Consider the following 25,341-nt stretch of genomic DNA (forward strand, 5'->3'; position numbering starts at 1 on the left):
GATTACTCTGCGGAGCGTCCGACGACGCTCATAGAGCCACACAACGTGTGCAACTTTTTATTCTTTACTCCACCCCTCGCTTACTAAAAAAAGTTTAAGTAATGCCACAACCGAAGAGTGCCGACGGCTGGGTAATGGATACAGGTTCACTCAAATAACCCCGTTGATTTCACCTTCCCGGCAATCATCCATGACTGTCCGGATACTCATCGTCCAGCGAATCACAAAAGCCGACGTCGCCCGGCTGGCAAATCCTTCCACTGCCGGAGATCCCGCGATCAATACGCACGAGCCCCGGGGCAGACTGGCCGATCAGCGCCCCCCGTCGAATCACAAAGAACTCGGCGGTTGCCGATGCATAGATACGCATCGGTTCAATCTTCGTCTCCCACGGCCACACCCTGACCGCTTGACCGTTCGCGACATAATTGACCGTCACGCTGAAGTCAGTGTCGGGAATGGGGTTTTCCCAGTTATTACTTGAATAGCCCTGCCAAAAAAACCGGATTTCATCCCCCGATTGAAATCGGCTGTCATCGCGTATAAACCAATACACGCCATGACAAATAGCAGGTCGAGATTCACAAGTAAGATAGTTACCACCGCCATGCAGGGTATGTTGTATCAATGGCGCATCGAACTTAATTAACGGTGCGGCATGAACATTGACGGGTGTAGCGTCTGACTGTTGTTCGTTCACTCCGTTACTGGTGGTGTAATGCACCGGCAAGTCCGGGAAGTTACCACCTTCGACAATCACCCTGCCGGGCACATCCGTGAACTGCACCGGCTGATCGAACACATCCCCTGGCTGCACATCATAGTGAGCCACTGGCCCCGTACCGTTCCAATACAGCTCCAGCCGCTCTCCAGCCACCGGGTTCTGATAGAGACGAACCCACACCTCAGCGCCCGCAGTCGCATCACGAAAATCGAGTTCATTGTGTAATCCGGAGCCTTTGCCGAACACATCCACCAGCGCCAGCGTGGTATTGAGCAGCGCCGGCGCGTTAGGGTGGTCCTGTCCGGCAATAGTCAGGTCGACCCAGAAAAAACTCGACGGCGATGGCATTGGCGGGCGCCCCGCACGATGAATCTCATACCGGACTTGCACCTCGGTGCGTGCCAGAGGGTCGGGCCCGCGCAGGATAGTCCAGGGTATCTCGACCGGAAATGGGAACCTGGTGATGGGTATTGCCGGCAGAACAGGGCGACCGTCCCAGACCATCACGACACTGTCGCCCGCTGCAAAATCATCGTACTCACGGGGAATCCGCGCTGCGACAATCGCACGTGCATCATCACGCTTGATCAGAAAATCAAGATAGGCCGGCGGACGAATATCAGGCGCAGGCAAGTTGCTCGGATCAGCAATGAGGTTGACCTGAAAGTCCATCGGCGCACTGAGCGCCAACGTAAAGTTCCCGGCACGATCATATAAGCGGTAGTGCAAATAGGCGATTCCGTTACTGAGGCCGCGAAAGTGTTCGGCGGGAATCCTGAGAATCAGTGGGTCGGTGATCAGGGGGAATTCCGGCCTGCCGTTCTGGATGGGCGGAAACGGTGGCGTGGTGTTGCTCAGGTAATACCCGATGCTGTCACGACCTGCACGGCCGATGTAGGGCGGCACCTCGACTTCGATAAATGGGTTGGCGGCCAGCACGGCTTCCGTGATCCCGGACGCTTCTATGGCTGGGTCAACAAAACGTGCCTTGTCGTCCGGATCCTGAAACCTCGGCGGATTGTTATCCACCGTCAACGTCAACGGGAAAGATGGCGTCACGTCATCGCGCTCATCTGTCACCGTGTAAAAAGCTTCCACCACCGCATCGATTTCCCGCATGAAATCGGCAGGGACATACAACGAGTACGGGAAAAGCGCCGGATCCAGCGGCCCGGTGAAAGACTGCGCATCAGCTTCGACTTCCACACCGCGCACACGCCACAATAGCGTGAGGGTATGGGTCCTTCCGATTGAAGGGCCTGGCACCCACTGGGGAATACGGCACTCCAGGGGCTGCAACGAAACCGGCAGAGGAATCAGCCCTTCCGGGTCGGCAGGATCGACCCCCACCACCTCGTCGAAAGGCGGTAATACCCTGGCCTGCCCCCCCGGGGTAGACAGTACACTGGGTTGGGCGGCGGCTTTGAGTGAGCTGGGCATTTTCTCTTCCCTCCCAAGAATCCTGGAGAGAATTAAGCGCTCAAACACCCGCAGCGGATACTGTCAAAAGTAACAGGTACCCCTTGCCACTCGTCGGATTCGATCAGCACGAGGGGCAAGACAATTGCCACCGGCCCTTGACGAGACAGCCCCTGATGGTGTCTGCTGAAACCGGTTTCAGGACCTGTCTCACGGTCGCTGGATCCCTTGACTCCAATAAAAAGGTCCAACCGTCGTGACTCCATTTTCCGCCGCCCAGCGCAGCCGCGTCACCATGCTCGACGTCGCCCAACACGCCGGGGTCTCCAAGGCCAGCGTGTCGCGCTTTATCGGCGAGGACCGCGCCCTGCTCTCCGATGCCATCGCCCTGCGCATCGAACACGCCATCGAACAACTCGGCTATCGCCCCAATCAGATGGCCCGCGGGTTGAAACGTGGCCGCACCCGCCTGATCGGCATGCTGGTGGCCGATATCCGCAACCCCTACTCCATTGCCGTGATGCACGGCGTCGAAACCGCCTGTCGCCGGCACGGCTACAGCCTGGTGGTGTGCAACACCGACCGCGATGACGAGCAGGAACGCCAGCATTTGGCGGCGCTGCGCTCGTACAACATCGAAGGGCTGATCGTGAACACCCTCGGCCATCACCTCGACCAATTGCTGGAACTGCAACGGGAAATGCCCCTGGTGCTGGTGGACCGCAAGGTCGAGCCGCTGCACAGCGACCTGGTGGGGCTGGATAACCCGGCGGCGGTGCGCATGGCGGTGGAACACCTGGAACAGCAGGGTTACCGCGATGTATTGCTGGTGAGCGAAGCCTGCGATGGCACCAGTTCACGGCAGGAACGCCTGGACAGCTTCAAGGGCGAAATCGCCCGGCGCCCGGCGCTGACCGGCGCGGTGCTGGCGCTCGATGACGGGCTGGAACAACGCCTGCAAACCTTTCTCGCCAAACCCGGCCCCAAGGCGGTGTTCTGTGCCAACGGCGTCGCCACACTGGCCTGCACCCGTGCGCTCAAGGCGCTGGACTGCAAGCTGTTCGACGACGTGGGGCTGATCGCCCTGGATGACCTGGACTGGTACCCGCTGGTGGGCAACGGCATCACCGCCCTCGCCCAACCCACCGAAGCCATTGGCGCCAGTGCGTTCGACTGCCTGCTCAAGCGCTTGCGCGGTGACACCGAACCGACCCGCACCCTGGACTTTTTGCCCCAGTTGATCATTCGAGGTTCGACCCAGCGTCCTTACACGTAGCAGAGTCGATTCAACCTTCACAACGTGAAAAAATGAAACCGGTTTCAGAGGTAAACAACAATGCACAAATACCCCGTTTCCATCAGCCTTTCCAGCTACGGCGCCGACCTGGTCCGCCAGCAAGGCCAATTGAGTTTTGTCGAGTTGCTGGCCGCCGCCGGTGCCCGGCGCATCGAGTGGCGCGAAGAACTGCTGACCAGCGAGCAACCTGCACAACTGGCCCAGGCTGCCGCCGAGCAAGGCCTGGAGTGTGTGTTCTCATCGCCTCTGGAATTGTGGGTCGCCGGCCGCGCCCAGCCGAATGCCGACCTCAACGCAACCCTGGACCGTGCCCAGGCCTTTGGTGCGCGCTGGCTGAAAGTCTCCCTCGGTTATTTCACCGATACCAACGACCTGGAAAGCCTGCACGCCCTGCTCGCCCGCCATCCGGTCAAGCTCTTGGTGGAAAACGACCAGACCCTGCACGGCGGGCGGATCGAGCCGATGCAGCGCTTCTTCACCGAGGTCGAACGCCTGGGTCTGACGGTAAAGATGACCTTCGATATCGGCAACTGGCAATGGCAGGACCAATCCGCCCTGACCGCCGCACGCCTGCTCGGCCGGCACGTCGACTACCTGCACTGCAAGGCCGTGGCCCGTCGCGCGGACGGCAAGCTGGTGGCGCTGCCGCCCGGCGCCACCGACCTGCATCTGTGGGAACAACTGCTCACCCACATGACTCAAGGCATTACACGGGCGGTGGAATTCCCGTTGCAGGGCGATGACCTGGTCGACGTCACCGCGCAACAGGTGGCAGCCCTCACCCTCCTTGGCCAACCCCGTGGGGAGAATGCCCATGTCTGAGATCGATATCCTCTCGTTCGGCGAAACCATGGCGATGTTTGTCGCCGAGCAGACCGGCGACCTGGCCCAGGTGGCACAGTTTCACAAACGCATTGCCGGCGCCGACAGCAATGTCGCCATCGGCCTGTCGCGCCTGGGTTTCAACGTCGCCTGGCTGAGCCGGGTGGGCAATGATTCCCTCGGGCGTTTTGTGGTCGACACGCTGAAAAAAGAAGGCCTGGATTGCCGGCATGTGGCGATCGACCCGTTGCACCCCACCGGCTTTCAGCTCAAGTCCTGCGAAGAAGCCGGTGATGACCCGCAGGTGGAGTACTTCCGCAAGGGTTCGGCCGCCAGCCATCTGTCCATCGGCGCCATCAGCCCGGCGCTGCTGCAAGCCCGCCATCTGCACGCCACGGGCATTCCACCGGCGTTGTCCGAGGCCACCCGCGAGCTGTCCGTAGAGCTGATGACGCAGATGCGCAAAGCCGGTGGCAGCGTGTCGTTCGACCCAAACCTGCGTCCGTCGCTGTGGGCCAGCCAGGAACAGATGATCCGCGAAATCAACGCCCTCGCCGGTCTCGCCGACTGGGTCCTGCCGGGCCTGGGCGAAGGCCGTCTGCTCACCGGTTTCGACGACCCGGCGGATATTGCCGCGTTCTACCTCGACCAGGGCGCCGAAGCCGTGGCGATCAAGCTCGGCCCGGACGGCGCCTACTTCCGCACCCAGCTGGACCAGGGCTTTGTCGCCGCCGTGCGCGTGGACAAGGTGGTGGACACCGTCGGCGCCGGCGATGGCTTTGCCGTGGGCATGATCAGCGCTCTGCTGGAAAACCTCAGCTTCCCCGAGGCGGTACAACGCGGCAACTGGATCGGCAGCCGCGCCGTGCAAAGCCGCGGCGATATGGAAGGCTTGCCCACCCGCTCCGAATTACCCACCCGATCCGTCGCTTGACCCACACCCTGTTGCCACAACTACAACAAGCTCAGGAGCAACCTTATGGACACCGTGAAACTCGCCACCCGTCGTTGGTGGTACATCATGCCCATCGTCTTTATCACCTACAGCCTGGCCTACCTCGACCGCGCCAACTATGGCTTTGCCGCCGCCTCCGGGATGGCCGAGGACCTGATGATCACCCCCGGTATGTCGTCATTGCTGGGTGCACTGTTTTTCCTTGGCTACTTCTTCTTCCAGGTGCCGGGTGCGATCTACGCGCAAAAGCGCAGCGTCAAGAAGCTGATTTTCGTCAGCCTGATCCTCTGGGGCGGGTTGGCCACCCTGACCGGCGTGGTGTCCAACGCCTACATGCTGATCGTCATTCGCTTCATGCTCGGCGTGGTCGAGGCCGCCGTGATGCCGGCCATGCTGGTGTACCTGTGCCACTGGTTCACCCGTGCCGAGCGCTCGCGGGCCAATACCTTCCTGATCCTCGGCAACCCGGTGACCATGCTGTGGATGTCGGTGGTGTCCGGCTACCTGGTGCAGCATTTCAGCTGGCGCTGGATGTTTATCATCGAAGGCCTGCCGGCGGTGCTGTGGGCATTTATCTGGTGGAAGCTGGCGGATGAAAAACCCGCGGACGCCAAGTGGCTGAGCGAGCAGCACAAAAAAGACCTGGAAAGCGCGCTGGCCGCCGAACAGGTCGGTATCAAGGCGGTGAAGAATTACGCCGAAGCGTTCCGTTCGCCCAAGGTGATCATCCTGGCGCTGCAGTTTTTCTGCTGGAGCATCGGCGTGTACGGCTTCGTCTTGTGGCTGCCGTCGATCCTCAAGAAAGGCCTGCAGATGGACATGGTCGAAGCCGGCTGGCTCTCGGCCCTGCCCTATCTCGCCGCCGTGATCGCCATGCTGGCGGTGTCGTGGGGCTCGGACAAACTGCAAAAGCGCAAGCGCTTCGTATGGCCGCCGCTGCTGGTTGCCTCCATCGCGTTCTATGCCTCCTACGCCCTGGGCGCCGAACATTTCTGGTGGTCCTACACCCTGCTGGTCATTGCCGGAGCCTGCATGTATGCGCCGTACGGGCCGTTTTTTGCCATCGTCCCGGAAATCCTCCCCGCCAACGTCGCCGGTGGCGCCATGGCGCTGATCAACAGCATGGGCGCCCTCGGCTCGTTCGGCGGTTCCTACCTGGTGGGTTACCTCAATAGCAGCACCGGCTCGCCCGGCGCCTCGTACCTGCTGATGAGCGGCGCACTGATGCTGTCGGTGGTGCTGACGATTTTCCTCAAGCCCGGCGCCAGTGACCGTGAACGCGCGCCCATCTCGACCCTCGAATTGAAGGTGAAAACCCCATGAAAAAGTCTGTGGTTCTGTACAAGAAGCTCTCCGCACCGTTGATGGCGCGCCTGCATGAACAGTGCGACGTCACCCTGATCGACGCACTGGACGAGACCGGCCTGGCCAAGCTGCGCGATGCCCTGCCTACCGCCCACGGCCTGCTGGGTGCCAGCCTGCGCCTGGATGCCGGGTTGCTCGACCTCGCGCCGCAACTGGAAGCCGTGGCCAGCGTGTCCGTGGGGGTCGACAACTACGCTATCGACTACCTGACCCGGCGCGGCATCCTGCTCAGCAACACCCCGGACGTGCTCACCGAAACCACCGCCGACACCGGCTTCGCGCTGATCCTGGCCACCGCCCGGCGTGTGGTGGAGCTGGCCGACATGGTGCGCGCCGGCCAGTGGAACAAGAATATCGGCCCGTCACACTTCGGCAGCGACGTGCATGGCAAGACCCTGGGCATCATCGGCATGGGCCGCATTGGCGAAGCCTTGGCCCAGCGCGGGCATTTCGGTTTTGGCATGCCGGTGCTCTACCACAGCCATTCGCCCAAACCAGCGGTGGAACAGCGCTTTGGTGCGCAGTACCGCAGCCTTAACGATTTGCTGCAACAAGCCGATTTTGTCTGCCTGACCCTGCCGCTCACGGCTGAAACCGAGAAGCTGATCGGCGCCGAGCAGTTTGCGCTGATGGGCCCGGAGACGATCTTTATCAATATCTCGCGGGGCAAGGTGGTGGACGAGGCGGCGTTGGTCGAGGCATTGCAGCAACGCACCATACGGGCGGCGGGGTTGGATGTGTTCGAGAAAGAACCGCTCAGCCACGACTCGCCGTTGCTGCGTTTGAACAACGTGGTGGCGACGCCGCATATCGGCTCCGCGACCCATGAGACGCGGGAGGCGATGGCCAAATGTGCGGTGGATAATCTGTTGCAGGCGCTGGCGGGTGAAAAACCCAAGAATCTGGTGAACCCAGGGGCCTGGAAGCAATAGCTTCTGACACCACACAGAACACATGAGGGAGGGGGCAAGCCCCCTCCCTCATTTGATTGCATTGCAAAAAGTGGGTCAGATAACGAACCTCGCCACCATCCCATTCAAATCCACCGCCAGGCGCGACAGCTCGTGGCTGGCGGCGCTGGTCTGGTTGGCGCCCGCCGCCGACTGGGTCGCCAGGTCGCGAATGTTCACCAGGTTGCGGTCCACTTCGCGGGAGACCTGGGCCTGTTCTTCCGACGCGCTGGCGATCACCAGGTTGCGTTCGTTGATCAGGCTGATGGACTGGGTGATCTGCTCCAGGGCCACGCCGGCGGCGCGGGCCATTTCCAGGGTGTCCTGGGTGCGCTGGTTGCTCTGTTGCATCGACTGCACCGCTTCACCGGTACCGTTCTGGATGCCGGCGACCATCTTCTCGATTTCCTGGGTCGACTGCGCCGTGCGATGAGCCAGGGCCCGCACCTCATCCGCGACCACCGCAAAGCCGCGGCCGGCTTCACCGGCGCGGGCCGCTTCGATGGCGGCGTTGAGCGCCAGCAGGTTGGTCTGTTCGGCAATCGCGCGGATCACGTCCAGCACCTTGCCGATGTCACGGCCCTGGGTGGCCAGGCCTTCGATCATCGCGGCGGTGTTTTGGACGTCCTGGGTCATGGTCTGGATCGCGCCGACGGTTTCCATCACCCGGTCGCGACCCGACCGCGCGGCCTGGTTGGACTGGTTGGAGGCCTCGGAGGTGGACACCGCATTGCGCGCCACTTCTTCCACCGCCGCGGTCATCTCGTTGACCGCCGTGGCGGCCTGGTCGATTTCATTGTTCTGTTGCTGCAGGCCCCGGGACGCTTCCTCGGTCACGGCGCTCAACTCTGTCGCCGCCGAGGCCAACTGCGTGGCCGAACCGGCAATGTGCTGGATAGTCTGGCGCAGGTTGGTTTGCATGGTCGACAGGGCGTTGATCAGGCGCGCGGGTTCATCGTTGCCATTATCTTCAACGACGCTGGTCAGGTTGCCACCGGCGATGGTTTCAGCCACCTGAACGGCTTTGCGCAACGGCGTGACAATGCTGCGGGTCAGCAGCCAGGCCAGCAGCACCGTCAGCAGTGCAGCACTGACCGAGACCACGATAATCCCGGTGATGGCGCTGGTGTAACTGTGCCCTGCTGCGTCGCTGGCTTGCTTGGCGTTGGCGGCATTGATCGCAATCAGCTTGTTCAACTGCTCGCCCATCTGATCGGTGCCTTCCTTGATCCGGGTATTGATCAGGGTGCGCATCTGCTCGACGTCGCCTTGCTTGGACAGCGCCAGCATGTCCGCCTGGGCCTTGAAGTAGTTATCCAGGGTGCTGACAAACGTCTTGTACAACGCCGCTTCCTCAGTACCGGCGGGTAATGCCGCGTAGCCGGCCTGGGCCGTCTTGACCTTGTCGACCAGCACGCCGATGCGGGTTTCGGCTTCCTGCAGGCCGGCTGGCTCGCGGTTGACCAGCACTCGAAATGACAGGATACGCATGCGCAGGACGTTCTCCGTCATCTGGGCCAGGTACGTCACGCTGGGCAGCTGGTTGCTGCTCATGTCCACCGAGGCCTGGCGGATCAACGTCATGCGGTTGGCCGCAAACCCGCCCAACACCACCACTAACAGGGCGATGAAGGCGAAACCGAGGGAAGCGCGAGGGGCGATATTCAGGTGACGGAGCGACATAAGGGCGATCTCGATATGGAGTGGCGGCGCGCGTCCATGCCACGAAACGATCAGCCAGCGTCAACACACTGCCTGACACCGGCCATCACTGTTGTTTTTGATAGATGGGCCTATAAGCAGTATCGGCAGGAATCGGGGTTTTATGCAGGGTCTTTATAAATATTTTTTTACACTTCTGACGCCGGGCCGTTTCTGGCATCCTGCGCCTCCATTTTCTGACCCGAGCCCTCATTTTGTCTGACGCTCAAGCCCCCCGCCCCCGCTATAAATCCGACCTGATCTACGGCCTCGAGGACCGCCCGCATTTCAGTGCGGCGATATTTGCCGCGTTGCAGCATGTGCTGGCCAGTTTTGTCGGCATCATCACCCCGACGCTGATCGTCGGTGGTGTGCTCGGCCTGGAAAGCGAAGTGCCCTATCTGGTGAGCATGGCGCTGTTTGTGTCGGGGCTCGGCACCTTTGTCCAGGCGCGCACGTTCGGCCCTATCGGTTCGGGGCTGCTGTGCCTGCAAGGCACCAGTTTCTCGTTTATCAGCGTAATTCTCAGCGCGGGTTTCATGGTCAAGGCCCGGGGTGGCGGCACCGATGAGATCCTCTCGACGATCTTTGGCATCTGCTTTTTCGCGGCGTTTATCGAAGTGGTGCTCAGCCAGTTCATCGGCAAGCTGCGCAAGCTGATCACCCCGGTGGTGACCGGCACCATCATTACCCTGATGGGCCTGTCGCTGATCAAGGTGGCCGTTACCGACATGGCCGGCGGCTTTGGCGCCAGCGACCTGGGCGCGGCGAGCAATATGGGCCTGGCGGCCCTGGTGCTGCTGACCATCGTGGTGCTCAACCGCTTCAATAACCCGTTCCTGCGCCTGGGTTCGATCGTGATCGGCCTGGCCCTGGGCTTTGTGGTGGCCTGGTACCTGGGCCGCGTCGATATGGCGGCATTGCCCCAGGTGCCGCTGATCAGCGTGCCGGTGCCGTTCAAGTACGGTTTCTCGTTCGACTGGGTGGCGTTTATCCCGGTGGCGGTGATCTTCCTGATTTCGCCCCTGGAAGCGGCCGGTGACCTGACGGCCAACTCGATGATTTCCCAACAGCCGGTCAAGGGCCCGCTGTACATCAAGCGCATCAAGTCGGGCCTGTTGGCCGACGGCCTCAACTCGGCGATGGCGGCGACCTTCAACAGCCTGCCGATGGTGACGTTCGCCCAGAACAACGGCGTGATCCAGTTGACAGGCGTGGCCAGCCGCTACGTGGCGTACTTCATTGCCGGCCTGCTGGTGCTGTTGGGGCTGTTCCCGATGATCGGCGCGGTGCTGCAACTGATGCCCAAGCCGGTGCTGGGCGGCGCGACCCTGATCATGTTCGGCACCGTCGCCGTGGCCGGCATCAAGATCCTCGCCGAAGCCGGGCTGCACCGCCGCAATGTGCTGATCGTGGCGATCTCCCTGGGCATGGGCCTGGGCGTGGCCGCCGTGCCGGAAGTGTTGCGCGACCTGCCCAAGGCGCTGCACAACATCTTCGAATCGCCGATCACCGTGGGCGCGTTCTGTGCAATCCTGCTGAACATTTTCCTGCCGGAAGCGTTCATAGAGCTGGAAGAAGATGAATTTGATCCGGAGTCCTCTACCCTCAAAGTGATGCAGGACCCGGACGTCACGAAATAGGAGCACCCTTTGCATGCGCAAGCTCATGGTTCTATCGCTGCTACTGCTGAGCCTGAGCGCCTGTGCGCTGTTCCCCAACCGCGACCCGGTGAATATCAATGTGGTGGGCATCGAGCCGCTGCAAAGCCAGGACCTGGAAGTGCGCTTCGCCGTGAAACTGCGGGTGCAGAACCCCAATGAAACGGCGATCGACTACAACGGCGTGGCCCTCGACCTGGAGGTCAACGGTCGGCCGCTGGCGTCGGGGGTGAGTGACCAGCGCGGCAGCATCCCGCGTTTTTCCGAGACCGTGCTGATGGTGCCGGTGAGTGTTTCGGCGTTTTCCGTGCTGCGCCAGACCTTGGGCCTGAGCCAGACCCAGAGCTTGAACAACCTGCCCTACGTGCTGCGGGGCAAACTGGCGGGCGGGCTGTTCGGCACGATGCGCTTTGTAGACCGTGGCACGCTGGACTTGCCGAATACCGCGACCTGGTAATGACACCATGCAACCGACACTTTTTACCGAACGCCTGATCCTGCGCCCGCTGACCCTGGACGATGCCGAAGGGATCCAGCAGCAATTCGCGCATTGGGACGTGGTGCGTTACCTCAACGCCCTGGTGCCGTGGCCCTACCCGGCTGACGGCGCGCGCACCTACCTGGAGCACATCGCCTTACCCGCCATGGCCCGTGGCGAGGAATGGCACTGGTCGCTGCGCCTGAAAAGCGCGCCTGGACAGTTGATTGGTAACGTCAGCTTGATGGACGAGCAGGATAACAACCGCGGGTTCTGGCTGGGGCCGCAATGGCAGGGGCAAGGGTTGATGGCCGAAGCCAGCACGGCGGTGACCGACTACTGGTTCGGCGTGCTCAAGCGCCCTGTGTTGCGGGCGCCCAAGGCCGCACCCAACCTGGGCTCGCGGCGTATTTCCGAGCGCACGGGCATGCGTTTGATCAGGACGGATGAAGGTGAGTTTGTGGCAGGCACTTTCCCACGGGATATCTGGGAAATGACCCGCGAGGAATGGCTGGAAAACCAATCCTCTAAACGCTGAGGGGCCCTGCCACATTTCCACCGGCTTTCAGTCGGTGATATAGCGCACACCTGGCTTGGCGCGCTCATCCACCACCAGCTCGAACACATCCGGGCGGGCGTAATGCCCCACCACGTCATAGTCGTACCGCGCTCGCACCAGGTCATCGGTGTTGATCTGCGCCGTCAGCAGCCCGGCCTCCCCCACCAGTGGCCCGGCGAGGATGTCGCCCATGGGGCCGACAATCACGCTGCCGCCGGCGATCAACGGGCGTTCTGCAGGCCAGTTGGCGACCTCGATGCCCAGTGCCTCGGGCGAGGCCTGCACCTGGCACGCGCTGACCACAAAGCAACGCCCTTCATGCGCCACATGGCGCATGCTCACCTGCCACATCTCGCGCTCATCCACCGTCGGCGCGCACCATACCTCGACGCCCTTGGCGTACATCGCGGTGCGCAGCAGCGGCATCATGTTTTCCCAGCACACCGCACCGCCGATACGCCCTACCGCCGCGTCGATCACCGGCAAGGTCGAGCCGTCGCCCTTGCCCCAAATCAGCCGTTCGGTGCCGGTGGGCATCAGTTTGCGGTGCTTGGCCACCAGGCCGCCGGTGGGTTCGACATACAACACCGTGCAATACAAACTGCTGCCACTGCGCTCGATCACACCCAGCACCAGGCTGGCGCCGGTACGCGCCGACAGGCCGGCCAGGGCCTCGGTCTCGGCGCCCGGCACATCGATGGCGTTGGCAAAGTAGCGGGCAAAGGCTTCGCGGCCTTCGGGCAGGCGATAGCCCAATTGGGTGCCGAATCCTTCACCTTTGGGATAGCCACCGAGCAGCGCTTCGGGCATCACCACCAATTGCGCGCCGCTGCGCAGGATCTCGTCTTCATAGGCGAGGATTTGCGCCAGGGTGTCGGCCTTGCCGCCAGGCAGGGAACCGATTTGCAGGGCCGCCACAGTAGAAACGGGCATCACGATCACTCCAGATAAGGGGGGTTGCCCATTCTCTCGCCAGGCTCGATCATGAATAAAGCCCACCTCAGTGCTGAATGATATGAGCCAGATGAATATCGCCCAGGTCGACCTGAACCTGCTGAAAACCTTCGAAGCCCTGCACGATGAGTCCAGCGCCAGCCGCGCGGCGTTGCGCCTGGGAGTCACGCAGTCGGCCATCAGTGCAGGCCTGCGACGCCTGCGCGACGTCTATGGCGACCAACTGTTCGTGCGCACCGGCCGTGGCCTGGCGCCGACGCTGCGGGCCAACCAATTGAAACCGGTGATCAGCGAGGCGCTGGAGCGCTGTCGGCAAAGCCTGGCGATGGTCAATCCGGACAACCCGAACTATCAAGGCCGCTCGGTGGTGGTGGGCCTGTCCGACGACTTCGAGATTGCCTATGGCCGCCGCTTGATGGACGCCATCGCACAGCGCTTGCCGAAGCTGCGGGTGATCTTTCGCCAGACCCACAGCCAGATCGTCGCCGGCGCCCTGCTCGATCGCACCCTGGACCTGGCAATCACTGCGGGCGGCTTTGCGCAAAGCCGATTGAGTCGGCAGGTAGTGGGAGAGGGGGATTATCGCTGCGTCGTGGACCCACGCAGTTTGGCGCCGGGCCAGGACAGCCTCAGCCTGGATGAATTTGTCACCCGCGAGCATGTGCTGGTGTCGTCAGGCGGGTTCATCGGCATCACCGACGAAGGGCTAGCGGCGCAGGGCCTGAGCCGTCAGGTGTGCGCCTCAACCAGCCATTTTGCCGCACTGCCGTTTCTGCTCAAGGGCAGCCAGGCGGTGGCGACCATTCCCGGGCATGCGGCGCAGGCCATCGCCGAGATGACCGGCCTGCGGGTATTGCCCTGCCCGCTGGCGCTGCCGCGCTACCCGGTGGAACTGGGTTGGCGCACCCAGGCCCAGCTTGATCCGATGTTGCTTAAAGTACGCGAAGCGATTGCCGCCGGTTTTACTTCGCCGCCGCCATCAACTTGTTGACTTCGCTGCGCACCATGTTGGAAAACTCCGGCGGCGACATGCCGTCCAGTTCGGCGCGGACCCATTCGGCCCACTTGCCCTTGCGCTTGGCGCGCTCACCGAACAACCGCGCGGCTTCGCCCTTGGCCTTGCCCAGGTTGGTTTGCCACAGGTCGTAGAGGCGGGACTTTTCATCTTCCAGCTCGGCGCGCTCGGCGAGGGTTTTGTTGGCGAGATTGAAGCTCATGTTGAAATTCCTGCTGCACAAATAGTCGACATCTTACACTGTAGGCCGAATTTTCCGGATTCGGATTTCGTTCGCCAGTGCCGACCCGGCAAAAAAACTGCAACTTTTGCCACCGCCCGGCACTCCATTGTTCACTGTCACATTCACCTGCAAGGAGTCACACCCATGGCCCGCAAAACTGCCGCCCAAGCTGTTGAAGATCAAATCAAGGATCAAGCATTCAGTGAACTGACGGCCCTGATCGAAGAATCGGACAAGCTGCTCAAAAGCAGCGCTGCCCTGGTGGGCGAAGAAGGCGAAACCCTGCGCGAACAGGTCGCCATCAAACTCAAGCAGGCACTGGACTCGGTATCCAACGTGCGCGAGCGCAGCAAGCCGGTGGTCGATGCCACCGAAACCTACATCGGTGGCCATCCATGGCAGACCGTGGCCATCTCCGCGGGCTTTGGCCTGGTGGTTGGCCTGCTGCTGGGTCGCCGTAACTGACCGACACATGCCCGTAGCAGCTGACGAGCCTCGTCAACTGCTACGTAGCCCAGTCCCGCAGTTGGTTCAGCGCTTCCAGATCCACCACCACGCCCTCCTCCAACGACTTCGCCCGTGTGCGATGACGTCGATCCCCCGGCAAGCGCCGCAATCCCGCCGCATGCATCTGCCGCACCAGTTCCTGGCTGCGCTCGGCGAAGCTTTGCCCGGCGGTTTTGCTCGGATCGATCACAATCAGCAATTGCCCGGTCCAGGGCGTACGTGCGCCGGGGTGATCGGCCCAGTTGAACTCGAAGGAAAAGTTACCTCCCGTCAGGGCCGCCGCCAGCAATTCGACCATCATCGACAACGCCGAGCCCTTGTGCCCGCCAAAGGGCAACAACGCGCCGCCTTCCAGCACAGCCTTGGGGTCGGTGGTGGGCTGGCCGAGGCTGTCGACCCCCATGCCCGGCGGCAAGCGCTCGCCCTTGCGCGCGGCAATCTGCACATCGCCGTGGGCGATGGCGCTGGTGGCCAGGTCAAACACTATCGGCAAGCCGTCGGCACGCGGCGCGGCAAAGGCAATAGGGTTGGTGCCGAACAGCGGCCGGTCGGCGCCATGGGGCACCACGCAAGTCATGCTATTGACCACGCTCAGCGCCACCAATCCTTGCTCGGCGAAGGGTTCGACATCCGGCCACAAGGCCGCGAAGTGATGGGAATTGTGGATCGCCAGCAGTGCGATACCGGCACTGCGGGCCTTATCCACCAGCAGCGCGCGCGCCGCTTCAAGGGCCGGCTGGGCAAATCCGTTGCCGGCGTCCACCCGCACGAAACCGGACGCCACATCCGTCACCACCGGCACCGCCTTGCCATTGACCCAGCCACTGGCCAACGTGCTGAGATAACCGGGGATGCGGAAAATGCCGTGGCTATGGGCACCGTCGCGCTCGGCACTGGCGCAATTGCGCGCCAGGATTTCGGCCACTTCCGGCGCGGTGCCGTGCTTCACGAATACCGCACTCAGCAACCTCACCAGGTCGTTGAAACCGATGAGGGCTGTGGCGTTGTCGACTATCGGGGACTGGGCAGGCATCTGTAGCTCCGATTTTATAATTGGAAGAGACAACAAGAATCCAGGCCGATGATTAAACAACGCCTGCCGTGCCTGCTGTCAACGGGCGCTTGCGATCTGCACCAGTTATCTACCGCCCTCCACGTGATGCCTGCACCTACTTTGGAGCCTCCTACGCGCCATACCGATGGAGAGTGCAGCATGGCAAACGTCACCCCGCCCTATTTCTTCGAAGAGCTGTTGCGCCCGGACCGACGCAAGGAGCCGACGGAACGGGAGCGTGCGCTCGGGTTCACCGTCAAGGACCTTGATTGGCTGAACACGCTGTATTACGCCACTGACGCGATACGCATGGCACCGACGGAAAACGGCTATCCCATGCGGGTGGAAAGGCTGCTGGTGGGCCTCGCCGGCCAAGCTGCCATCCCATTGGCCGGTGCCTTCATGATGAGCCCGACACCTGACGAGGCCAAGGCCGTGCTCTATACGCCCTATGGCGGCCTGGAGCTGTTCGCGAGCCACGCAGGGCTGCTCGATGCACTCGGCGACCGCCTGGCGCAACCGCAGTACCGTGCCGATCTACTGGGGTTCCTGTCGATCGGCGAACGTGATGCGCTGCCGGCACACACCCGACTGACAGTCACCACCGCCGTGATCCAGGGCGCAGTGATGGAGGACCAGGAACGCGTGATCCTCGCGGCCCAGCAGAAAAATGTGCTGGCGATGTTCGCCGAGCTGCGCAAACTCCCCAGCCTGCGCGAGATGCTCGACACCTTGCTCGGCATCATGGCCCGCACCTATTTTCCAGGGGTGAACCAGAGCAACACCCGGGTGAACTTCTTCCGCCGTGCGGCCACGGCCGAGGACATGCACTGGGTCGCCTCCGAGCCGTTGCGGGATGCGCTGTTGCGCTTCTATGTGCAGCAGGCCTGGCCCACGGACCAGACCCACACGTATTTCAACATCGGGCATGACACCCGTGCCTTCAGCGCCGAGCAACTGGCCCAGGAGCAACAGCGCTGGGACAGCGTGGTCGAACAAACCGCCAGCATTCTTTCGAAGTTATTGAACAGCCTGCTGCAAACCTACTGGAACGAAGACTTCAAGGATGGCCAGTCGCGCGTGCGCTTCTTCAGCCGGGTCATGGCTGACAAGTTTCGCGCCGACCTGTTGTTCAAGCACCAGGCAACGATCCTCAGCAGCGCTGAAAGCCTGCGGCTGCGCACGGTATTCCTTCCGGACCAAGCCGCGCGCAAAGCCGTTGACAGCCAGCTGAACATCGAAAAAGTGCGGGTGCATGCGCCTTTTCAGCATTACGTCGAGCTGGCCAGCACCCTGATGATCAGCACTGCCCACGCGTACCTCTACACCCAATCCCGTGGCTTGCAGGTACTCGCCGACCTCAAGGAACTCAACGACACCCTGCTGGCCATGCTCAAGACCGCGGGGCACGAAGACGAGCTGCTCAATTTCCTGTCCATGGATGAGCGCAGCGTGTTCGTCGGCATGGATCACATCCAGGTGACCGGAACACCTGTCGCCGGCGATGTGTTCCAGGAAACGGTCGAGGACATCGTCGCCAAACAGCTCGGTAACCTTGAGCATGCGCTCGGGCTTTATCGGCGCAGTGCAGGCAACGTCGACCTGGCCGCCCTGCTCGACAGCGCCCTGGACATACGCAGCATGCTCGACAGTCGGTTGCTGGAGCAGGAAAGCGACGGGCGCTGGTCCGTCCATCCGATTAGCAGCGGCAATGGCCGCCCCTCCACCGTCCAGGCGGAAAAAGCCAGGCTGCACCTGCAACGCCTGCAGGCGGTCGAGGCGGCAATGGCACGGGAGCGCAGCCAACTTCCAACCCTGCGCACCCTGGCCGCCCATGCCCTGCAGGTGGAGTTGAGCAGACGAAACCTGGACCTGCAGCCCGAAGACGTCTACATCAATACCTACCCCACCCAGGCCCAGGAGCGCGAAGAGCGCTTGCCCCAGGCGTCTTCGAGCATGGTCGAGCACTTTATCGCCCGCCTGGCCAGGCAAGCCGATGCCCTGCGCGCGTCCTACCTCACCTGGTTCTACGGCAGGCGCAGCGCCGGTGCCGCGTACAAACTGAACAACCTGACCCTCGCGACCTTCAACGCGATCATCGACCAGGTCTTAAGCACGTTTGCCCGCAATGACCTGCGCAGCTTGCCGAATGTGCTGCTGGAGAATAACCAGGCGCACCTGAGCCAGGGCATGCTGCAAGGCCTGAACGGCGAAGCGCAACTGCGGGCGCTGAACAAGAGCCTGTCGCCCGCCGGCCTGGCGTTGCTGGACAGCACGCTCCAGGCCGACAGCATGACCCGCCTCACCCGCCATGGCTTGAACGGCTTTATCCCGGACGCGTTCGGCCTGACTGTCCGCATCGGCTCGGATGCCACGCCCCATGCCCTGGCCAATTGTTTTGTATTGACCGAACGTGGCGGCTTGGACAACGTGCATTCGGGCATGGCGCTGTTGTGGACGCCCCATGGCGGCTATGAAGCCTTCGCATCGATCAAGGCCCTGCGCGATGACCTGGAGCAACGCCTGCAGGATCCCCGACGGCGACTGCCCCTGATGGAAAACCTGCGCGTCTCCAAGCGCGTGCCCCATCAGGCCTGTCAGCTCGGCCCACTGCTGCGTATCGACGATCACCTGCTGCATGACCGGCAACAGACCTACAGCGACTTTACCCGTGACGAGATCAATCATCTGTTCTCGATGGGACTGAAGGCCGTGCGTTTGCAGACCGGCATGGACAACCTGATCCGCCGCCCGCCACCGAGCAACCTGCCCAGGGCCATCGCCATCGCGCATGCGCTGGTCCGCCAGCAAGCGCTGCCGGTAGGGCTGGGCATGGCGCCGCCCCATGAACAAATCCTCCACGCCGAACTGCTGGAGCAATACCGCATCAGCGCACCGGACGCACGTGACTACCTGCACAGCATCACGCCGATGCGCAATGAAGCCCGGCGAGTGCTTGCGGAACTGCTCAATGCGCGTTTTCCGGGGCAAGTGGTCAATCCGGATAACGTATTGATACCTGGCCGTATCGACCTGAAAGGCAACGCCCAGACCCTCACGGACTTTGCCTTGCGGCACTTGCCCGAACTCAGTGGCGACGCCATACGGCCACGTTCGCGTACCGCCACGCCGCTGCCGGCGGCATTGGACGGCAATGCCATCGTGCAACTGGTGCGCCAGCTGGACTTGAAACGCCTCTACCAGACCCGGCTCAGCCCCCTTCTCAAGGGCCAGACCGAAGAGGCCCGCGAACGGCGTCGATTGTTCTGCCGGCAATTGCCCTGGCAATTGCTGCAATACGCCCATGGGCAAACCCTCGATGAGCGGCTGTCCGCCTCGGCCTGGGGCTTTATCCAGCAAGCCTTCGACATGCCCGATGCAGTGGCGCGGGCCGCCGTGGGTGGCGCGACCGCGATCGTTCGTCCGCTTGAGTTGATCGCCACCGAGGGCGCGGCGCGGGTCAAGGCGCTGGGCTGCTACCTGATCGGGCCGGCCGCCGGCGCCCGCGGCCCACTGGTCCTGTACGCGCCCTACAGTCCCAGGCATCTATTGCGCGAATACGCGGATGAAGCCGCGCTGCTCCATGAGTTCACCACCCCGGGCGCACTGCAGGATTGGATAGTCGGGCAGCTGGACGCGCCCCATCAAGCGACTTACCGCAACTTGCTGGGCGAGCGTTGGAGCCAGGGATTGTCCGAGATTCGTCTTGGCGTATCGCCCATCGGCGGCAACCTGCTGAACCAGTTGTTCGATGACAATAGCGAGATGCTGCTGCGGATGCTGGCCCGCCAGTTCGAGCGATTGGGCAGCACCCAATGGGACGCGGTCACCAGCCTGTTCAGCGAGGAAATCCCCAAGGGCCTGCAATTGCTCGCCGGCAAGCTCGCCTATCCGCTGGTGGTGTGGCGCAGCTATGAATTGTTCAAGGCCTCCGCTGAAGACCTGCAGCAACATCGCTGGCAACACGCGCTCAAGACCTTTGCCGCCGGGGTGGCCGAGCTGGCCTCCTTGCGCAGGGACATGGACAAGGCCTTTACGCCGCCCTCACCCGCCAGGCCGGCCGACCTGGAGCAATGGCTGCACGCTGCACCGCCTGCCCCAGGCACCTTGGCCGACCTGGACCTGACCGCTCCCGGGCGTACCCATTTACAAGCGTTCGAAAACCATGGGGTGGCCTTGGCCGATTTGAAGCAAACCTCGCCCGACAGCCCTTACCAGGATGAGGCTGGCAGCCGCAATTTTGTGGCGGTGGCGGGCAAGGTCTACCCCGTGAAAAAAGCCGGGCAACGCTGGCGCCTGAGCAACGGCGAATTGCACGGCCCTTATGTACAACACCATGCCCAGGGCGGCTGGACACTGGACCTGGATCGACATCATCCACGCTACGGAAAAACCTTGAGTCGCTACACAGGCAGGGTGCAAACACGGGCGGCCGAGCGCGATGCCATCAATATCGAAGCGGCGGGCATGCGGGAAATTGCGGCGTTGTCGAGTTGGAAAGCCCAGTGCATCGATGAAGCGCTCAATGTCGCGACGTACTATGCGGTCAACTGCAAGCGCAACCTCCTGCACTTTGCCACGCATTTGGACCCCAACAGCCGCGCGGGGCGGTTTTTCAGCGAGTTGTTCGGCGTGGTCACGCTGACCTCCGATCAAGTGCAAAGAGTCGAGCGACGCGTCGACGAACTGCTCGATGAGTTGACGAATCACACCCTGATCGGTCCCGACTCACAGCGTTTTGTCGCCGGCACCCATCGCTACAGTGCACACAACACCTTTGCCTTCGTGCTGCCTGAGGACGCGGAGCAGAAAATCTACCTGCTCGACCGCTTCTTCGACCCGCCGCTGGACAATTATCAAAACCGTTTGAATACGCCGTTCAATATCTCGGCCCATGCGCGGGCGACCGTATTGATCCACGAGATCACGCACCTGAAATCCCTGACCGAAGACCTGGCCTACCTGGACAGCATGCGGCCGTTCCACGACCTGATCAATGTCAGCATCCGCGGCGCCAGGCCGATGCAGACCGACCTGGCCGACTTGCGCGAGACCGCCTTATCCACCCTCACGCCCGCCGCCCTGCTGTTCAAGACTTGGGACGACTTTTCCCAGGCATGGGAAGACTTCGGCAGCAATCGCGGGACCACACCGGCCAAGGACAAGGTGCTGAGCACCACCGGCACTCGCACCCTCAGTGATGCCCGTGCCATCTTCATGAGCGACGCCGATAAACGTATCGATACCATTCTGGCGAATGCCGACTCGGTGACCTACATGATCAGCCAACTCGGCCGGGAACTGGATGCGGGAGCCTGAACAGGCTCCCGGCGGGTCTATCAGTCTTTCTGGTCACGCAGGATATTGCCCGAAGCGCCATCGATGCGCGCTTCATACACGGTGCCGTCTGACTTGCGGCCCTTGACTTCCCAATAGCCGTTGTCATCGGCTTCGGCCGCATAGACTTCGATGTAGCCGGCCTTGGTCTTGGCCATTTCAATCGCCTTTTCGATGGTGATCCAGCCCGCACCGGGCTTATCGGCCATAGCGGCGCCGGCACTGAGCAGCGCAGTGGTTGCACACAGGGCGGCTAAGGTTTTCTTCAGCATATTCGTACTCCATTGTGGGAATGTCCTGAATTTTTTAGGTCCTGGCAAATAAGAATAAGTTCCAATTGATGTGCAATCGCCATGACGCCTGTTCTCGCGGTCCACCTCGGGAGGTTAGAATGTGCGAAATCAGGATGAGTTAATGAGCGAAAAGTCCGTTTCAGAAGCCGAATATGACGCCATCACCGACGCTGCCGCGCATTGGTGCATGCGCCTGCACGCCAGTGATTGCACCGCGGATGAACGTCAGGCTTTTGCGCAATGGCATGACTCCCATCCGCTGCACGCCTTTGAATACGCGGCCATGCTGGAAATCTGGGACGTCGCCGACCACCTGCCGCGCCACGAGATCCCGTCGGTGGTGGTGCCGTTCAAGCCGCGCAGCCGGCTGCGCACCTACGCGGTAGCGGCGGCGATCTGCCTGGTCGCCTTGCCTCTGGCCGCCTTCACTGGCTGGGAAGCCGGCTGGCTGCCGAGTTCCTATGAGCGCTTCCAGGCCGCCAATGGCTTACGCCAGGTCACCCTGGGCGACGGCAGCGAGGTGGAACTCAACCTGGGCACCGAGCTGGTCTACAGCAACTACAAGGATCAGCGCCGCGTCACGTTGAACAAGGGCGAGGCGTTCTTCAAAGTCAGCCATGACAGCACCCATCCATTTATCGTGCGCGCAGGCGAAGGCCAGGTGCGCGTCACGGGCACCCAGTTCAACGTCTGGAAGTATGAAGACCAGGTGCGGGTGATGTTGCTCGAAGGCTCGGTGCAGATTACCAGCGACCGGATTCACGGCAGCGTGCCCCTGACGCCGGGCATGCAGGCCAGCTACCAACAGGGCGATGCAACGCCGCGCGTACAGGCAATCACCGCCAATGACCGTGCCCTGGCCTGGCGTCAGGGCAAGCTGGTGCTCGACAACCTGGCGCTGGTGGATGCGTTGCCGTTGATCAACCGCTACCTGAACAAACCGGTGATGCTGGCAGACGCCAACACCGGGACAATTCGCATCGGCGGCATCTACAACATCACCGAGGTCAATAACCTCATCCCCTCCTTGCCCAAGGTTTTGCCGGTCTACCTGACCCAGAACCAGGATGGCAACCCCGTACTCAATTCCATCCCGCGTAAATCCCCCAAAGGCTGAGCTTGCCCCCCCGGCTCGGGCGTCGTTGCGCCTGAAGTGTCCATTTTTGAAACACTCGACGCCTCTGGACCGCCCGTGCCATGCGGATTCATCGTTTTGTCATACGCGGTGTTACAGCGCTGATACAGCGGGGTGAATCGTTTGTGGTACGGCGCTGTGTGTATACCTGGGCAGCAGGTGTCTCAGCGCTGAAACAGCACTGACATCACTTTGCCCACAAATAACTACAACCTATTGAATAACAACAATAAATAAAAATCGGCACGGCTTCTGCTCTATCCCTTGCAGCGCTGTTTAGGGTCAGCGCGACGAATAAGGAATGCCGCCATGGCCACACTCACTCAAAGTTCGATGAACGTGCTGCTGATCAGCTGTGTACTCAGCGTCGGCATCAGTGTTCCCAGCTTTGCAGAGGATGGCGTGATCGTGACAGGGCGCAACGTGCAGGCTCATATGTACGGCCGCGCCGCCTTCGGTAAAGACCCCTACCCCACCACCGCCAACGCCAACCCCAGCCGGGACATCATCGGCGCCACCGGCGAGCTCAGTGATAGGGATATCGGCGGCATCAGCAGCGGCTCAAGCATTGTCCGCGCAGTTCAGACCAACGGCACCTTGACCGGCGTGCACGCCACACAGAACAGCATGTCCACCCTGGGGGCCGGTTCCGCCGCGGGCCACGGTGCGGGCAGCAGCATGGGCGGGCAGATCAGCGACTCGGTCCAGCGCGGCATGGCGCCGTTGAACAACATCGGCAGCATGCTGGGGGGCAAGTGATGAATCGTTCCCTGCTCGTTCTCGCCCTGCTGACCAGCGCCCCGGCATTCGCCGACGACACGGCGGTGATCCACAACAGCGGCCAACAATACCAAGGTGTCGTGTCGATCAACCAGGCGGCCGGCAACCAGCAACAAATGTCCAACAGCCGCGCCATCGCGCTCGGTGGCCAGGCCACCAACGTCAACATCCAGCGCCTCGACGGCAAGGTCGACCCGTCCCTGAACGCCAAGGCGGCGATCCAGGGCAGCTCATTTACCAACGGCAACGGTGTACTGGGCATCAACCAGTCCGCCGGGGCCAATAACCAAACGATCAATGCCGTGCGGATCAGCATCAACCCTGGCCCGCAAAGCATCGATGACAGCGTCCTGTTGCAACAGAACACCACGACGCTGGCAACCGACTCAGGGCTCACCCCCACCACTGGCAGCCGCCTTGTCGTTACAAGCGACCAGGCCTTCACAGGCAGCCGAGGAGTGATTCAGGTGAACCAGAGTGCCGGGGTGGGGAACCGAGTGGCTAACACCCTGGGCATCACTATCAAGTAAACGCTTGGTAGCCCTCGTTAGACCGTACCAACACTTAACCAACTAATTAGAAGCAAGGAGAAACACCATGAAACCTCAAATGGCTCTGAAACCACTGGTTTTCGCTCTGGCCGCACTCATGGCTGCTGCTGCTCAAGCAGGTGGTGGCTGGCACCCTGCACCTCAACCCACCGGTGTGGTTGCCTCTGTGGTGACCGATGTACAAAACAGCGGCGGCAACAAGTTCGATGACACCAAGACCGAAAACAATGCCTCTGCCGATAACTCGGTCAATGGCAACAGCGGTAACACTGGGGTCAACGTTCAGTCGGGCAGTGGTAACCAGGCCGACAACTCCGGCGCCATCTCCAGTGCCAAAGGTGACTTTGCAACGGTATTCGCGGTTGTCGATGTCAATCAAAACAGCGCGCTGAACAACTTCGTCAACAAAGGCACCCAGAACAACGCCTCTGCGGATAACTCCCTTAACGGTAACTCCGGCAACCTGGGTTACAACGGCCAGGCCGGTCAAGGCAACCAGGGTAAAAACAACCTGGCAATCACCACCGCTGATGGCAAAAACATCGCAGCGGCCGCCAACACCGAGCAAAACTCGCTCGCCAACAGCTACCTGAACACTGCCGCAACCAGCTACGGGTATGGCCATGGCAGCAAAGCCCAATATGTGTCCAACAACTCCAGCCTCGACAACTCGGTTAACCGCAACTCCGGCAACGTGGGTGTGAACCTGCAATCCGGCTCGGGCAACCAAGGCAGCAACAGCCTGTCGATCGGTCAAGGTTGCAGCGTCTGCGCCAGCGGCGTGCGCTTCTGATCCAGCGGGGCCTTGGCAACAAGGCCCTTTTTTATTCCAGTGTCCAGCAGGTCACATGATCATGCGCCTCGCGACCCTCACCCTCCTGATGCTGCTCACCGGCCCGACCTGGGCAGGCACCATGGCGATCTCCGCCCTGCCTGGCGGTGCAGTGATCTACAAGAAGGTCGAGAGTATTCGTGAGCGCCGGTTCGCCAACCTGGTGGAACAGAAAACCGACTTCAGCTGCGGTGCTGCGGCACTCGCTACCATTCTGCGCCAGGGTTATTGGCTGGATGTAGACGAAGATCACGTCATCAAAGGCATGCTGGTCAATGCCGACCAGGACCTGGTACGTACCCAGGGCTTTTCCATGCTGGACATGAAACGCTACCTCGAAAGCATCGGCATGCGTGCCCGGGGCTACAAAATCGCGCCAGAAACACTGGTCACCGTAAAGATCCCCGTGGTGGTGCTGCTGGAAATTCGTGGCTACAAGCACTTCGTGGTGATGCAGCGGGCCGACAAGGACTGGGTCTATATCGGCGACCCGGTACTGGGCCATAAGCGCTATTCCCATGATGACTTCGTCAAGGGCTGGAACGGCATCGTGTTCGCCGTGCTGGGTGAGGGTTATGACAAGGCCAATGCCCTGCTCGACCCACCCACACCACTGACCGCCAAGAACCAGTTGAACCAGTTCAGGCCCGTAGGTGATGCCGAGTTGATGGATTTCGGTTTTATCCAGAGCGACTTCTTCTAAGAAGCGCAATAAGGGGCAGGACGCTC

General features: G+C 61.6%; 22 protein-coding genes. 16 read left to right on the forward strand and 6 right to left on the reverse strand.

The window, feature by feature from the left end:
• Positions 1-184: 184 nt before the first annotated feature.
• A complete protein-coding gene (locus AC07OP_RS01965) occupies positions 185-2,164 on the reverse strand; it encodes a hypothetical protein (RefSeq protein ID WP_495101595.1) in 1,980 nt (659 codons plus the stop codon).
• A gap of 235 nt (positions 2,165-2,399) precedes the next feature.
• Here AC07OP_RS01965 and AC07OP_RS01970 point away from each other — a divergent pair, with 235 nt between their 5' ends.
• The 5 genes from AC07OP_RS01970 to AC07OP_RS01990 are packed head-to-tail and all read left to right on the forward strand — an operon-like array spanning position 2,400 to position 7,514.
• Positions 2,400-3,419 (forward strand): LacI family DNA-binding transcriptional regulator, encoded by a 1,020-nt coding sequence (locus AC07OP_RS01970; protein WP_495101596.1) that lies wholly within the window; start codon positions 2,400-2,402, stop codon positions 3,417-3,419.
• 60 nt (positions 3,420-3,479) lie between these two features.
• Entirely contained in the window at positions 3,480-4,262 is a 783-nt protein-coding gene (locus AC07OP_RS01975; protein WP_495101597.1) for a sugar phosphate isomerase/epimerase family protein, read from the forward strand.
• Positions 4,255-5,196 carry a sugar kinase gene (locus AC07OP_RS01980; RefSeq protein ID WP_495101598.1) on the forward strand — a complete coding sequence of 314 codons (942 nt, stop codon included), beginning with the start codon at positions 4,255-4,257 and terminating at the stop codon, positions 5,194-5,196. The genes AC07OP_RS01975 and AC07OP_RS01980 overlap by 8 nt, the downstream gene beginning before the upstream one ends.
• Positions 5,197-5,241: 45 nt before the next feature.
• Entirely contained in the window at positions 5,242-6,540 is a 1,299-nt protein-coding gene (locus tag AC07OP_RS01985) for an MFS transporter (RefSeq protein ID WP_065927874.1), read from the forward strand.
• Positions 6,537-7,514, forward strand: coding sequence for a 2-hydroxyacid dehydrogenase (locus AC07OP_RS01990; protein WP_115486217.1), 978 nt, complete (start codon positions 6,537-6,539; stop codon positions 7,512-7,514). Before AC07OP_RS01985 ends, AC07OP_RS01990 begins: the two co-directional genes overlap by 4 nt.
• A 75-nt stretch (positions 7,515-7,589) precedes the next feature.
• Here the strand turns inward: AC07OP_RS01990 and AC07OP_RS01995 are convergent, their stop codons facing one another.
• On the reverse strand, positions 7,590-9,215 hold the full coding sequence (locus AC07OP_RS01995; protein ID WP_027606434.1) for a methyl-accepting chemotaxis protein: 1,626 nt from the start codon (positions 9,213-9,215) through the stop codon (positions 7,590-7,592).
• 233 nt (positions 9,216-9,448) lie between these two features.
• Between AC07OP_RS01995 and AC07OP_RS02000 the strand changes: the two genes are divergently transcribed.
• Genes AC07OP_RS02000 through AC07OP_RS02010 form a run of 3 tightly spaced genes read left to right on the forward strand, consistent with a single transcriptional unit; the run spans position 9,449 to position 11,910 of the window.
• Positions 9,449-10,876, forward strand: coding sequence for a nucleobase:cation symporter-2 family protein (locus AC07OP_RS02000; protein WP_027606435.1), 1,428 nt, complete (start codon positions 9,449-9,451; stop codon positions 10,874-10,876).
• A gap of 13 nt (positions 10,877-10,889) precedes the next feature.
• Positions 10,890-11,351 (forward strand): LEA/WHy family protein, encoded by a 462-nt coding sequence (locus tag AC07OP_RS02005; RefSeq protein ID WP_065927877.1) that lies wholly within the window; start codon positions 10,890-10,892, stop codon positions 11,349-11,351.
• Between the two features lie 7 nt (positions 11,352-11,358).
• Positions 11,359-11,910: a GNAT family N-acetyltransferase gene (locus tag AC07OP_RS02010; RefSeq protein ID WP_495101599.1), complete on the forward strand. Its 552-nt coding sequence runs from the start codon at positions 11,359-11,361 to the stop codon at positions 11,908-11,910.
• 27 nt (positions 11,911-11,937) lie between these two features.
• On the opposite strand, the gene AC07OP_RS02015 is transcribed toward AC07OP_RS02010, so the two are convergent.
• Complete coding sequence (locus tag AC07OP_RS02015) at positions 11,938-12,864, reverse strand: carbon-nitrogen hydrolase family protein (protein ID WP_495101600.1); 927 nt, start codon at positions 12,862-12,864, stop codon at positions 11,938-11,940.
• Positions 12,865-12,955: 91 nt separating this feature from the next.
• On the opposite strand from AC07OP_RS02015, the gene AC07OP_RS02020 reads away from it, so the two are divergent.
• Positions 12,956-13,876, forward strand: coding sequence for a LysR family transcriptional regulator (locus AC07OP_RS02020; RefSeq protein ID WP_495101689.1), 921 nt, complete (start codon positions 12,956-12,958; stop codon positions 13,874-13,876).
• Here AC07OP_RS02020 and AC07OP_RS02025 read toward each other — a convergent pair.
• Positions 13,848-14,102 carry a hypothetical protein gene (locus AC07OP_RS02025; RefSeq protein WP_003190904.1) on the reverse strand — a complete coding sequence of 85 codons (255 nt, stop codon included), beginning with the start codon at positions 14,100-14,102 and terminating at the stop codon, positions 13,848-13,850. The two genes, AC07OP_RS02020 and AC07OP_RS02025, sit on opposite strands and share 29 nt — an antisense overlap.
• Before the next feature lie 165 nt (positions 14,103-14,267).
• On the opposite strand from AC07OP_RS02025, the gene AC07OP_RS02030 reads away from it, so the two are divergent.
• A complete protein-coding gene (locus AC07OP_RS02030; RefSeq protein WP_032887039.1) occupies positions 14,268-14,588 on the forward strand; it encodes an ElaB/YgaM/YqjD family protein in 321 nt (106 codons plus the stop codon).
• A 40-nt stretch (positions 14,589-14,628) separates the two neighbouring features.
• On the opposite strand, the gene AC07OP_RS02035 is transcribed toward AC07OP_RS02030, so the two are convergent.
• The gene (locus AC07OP_RS02035; protein ID WP_065941243.1) at positions 14,629-15,663 is read right to left on the reverse strand and encodes an Ldh family oxidoreductase; all 1,035 of its coding nucleotides are present in this window, start codon (positions 15,661-15,663) and stop codon (positions 14,629-14,631) included.
• 180 nt (positions 15,664-15,843) lie between these two features.
• Here AC07OP_RS02035 and AC07OP_RS02040 point away from each other — a divergent pair, with 180 nt between their 5' ends.
• The gene (locus AC07OP_RS02040) at positions 15,844-21,003 is read left to right on the forward strand and encodes a dermonecrotic toxin domain-containing protein (protein WP_495101601.1); all 5,160 of its coding nucleotides are present in this window, start codon (positions 15,844-15,846) and stop codon (positions 21,001-21,003) included.
• A 20-nt stretch (positions 21,004-21,023) separates the two neighbouring features.
• On the opposite strand, the gene AC07OP_RS02045 is transcribed toward AC07OP_RS02040, so the two are convergent.
• Entirely contained in the window at positions 21,024-21,293 is a 270-nt protein-coding gene (locus AC07OP_RS02045; protein ID WP_495101602.1) for a PepSY domain-containing protein, read from the reverse strand.
• A gap of 142 nt (positions 21,294-21,435) precedes the next feature.
• On the opposite strand from AC07OP_RS02045, the gene AC07OP_RS02050 reads away from it, so the two are divergent.
• The 5 genes from AC07OP_RS02050 to fapD all read left to right on the forward strand — a co-directional run bounded on the left by AC07OP_RS02050 (position 21,436) and on the right by fapD (position 25,315).
• Entirely contained in the window at positions 21,436-22,431 is a 996-nt protein-coding gene (locus AC07OP_RS02050) for a FecR family protein (protein ID WP_495101603.1), read from the forward strand.
• A gap of 327 nt (positions 22,432-22,758) precedes the next feature.
• Positions 22,759-23,208, forward strand: coding sequence for a fibril amyloid chaperone protein FapA (gene fapA, locus AC07OP_RS02055; protein WP_495101604.1), 450 nt, complete (start codon positions 22,759-22,761; stop codon positions 23,206-23,208).
• Positions 23,208-23,759 (forward strand): fibril amyloid subunit FapB, encoded by a 552-nt coding sequence (gene fapB / locus AC07OP_RS02060; protein ID WP_495101605.1) that lies wholly within the window; start codon positions 23,208-23,210, stop codon positions 23,757-23,759. Before fapA ends, fapB begins: the two co-directional genes overlap by 1 nt.
• 67 nt (positions 23,760-23,826) lie before the next feature.
• Positions 23,827-24,573: an amyloid-like fimbrin subunit FapC gene (gene fapC, locus AC07OP_RS02065; RefSeq protein WP_495101606.1), complete on the forward strand. Its 747-nt coding sequence runs from the start codon at positions 23,827-23,829 to the stop codon at positions 24,571-24,573.
• 61 nt (positions 24,574-24,634) lie between these two features.
• A complete protein-coding gene (fapD, locus tag AC07OP_RS02070; RefSeq protein WP_495101607.1) occupies positions 24,635-25,315 on the forward strand; it encodes a fibril amyloid maturation endopeptidase FapD in 681 nt (226 codons plus the stop codon).
• Positions 25,316-25,341 lie beyond the last annotated feature (26 nt).

The sequence above is a fragment of the Pseudomonas sp. GW821-FHT09D08 genome, from assembly GCF_059416305.1.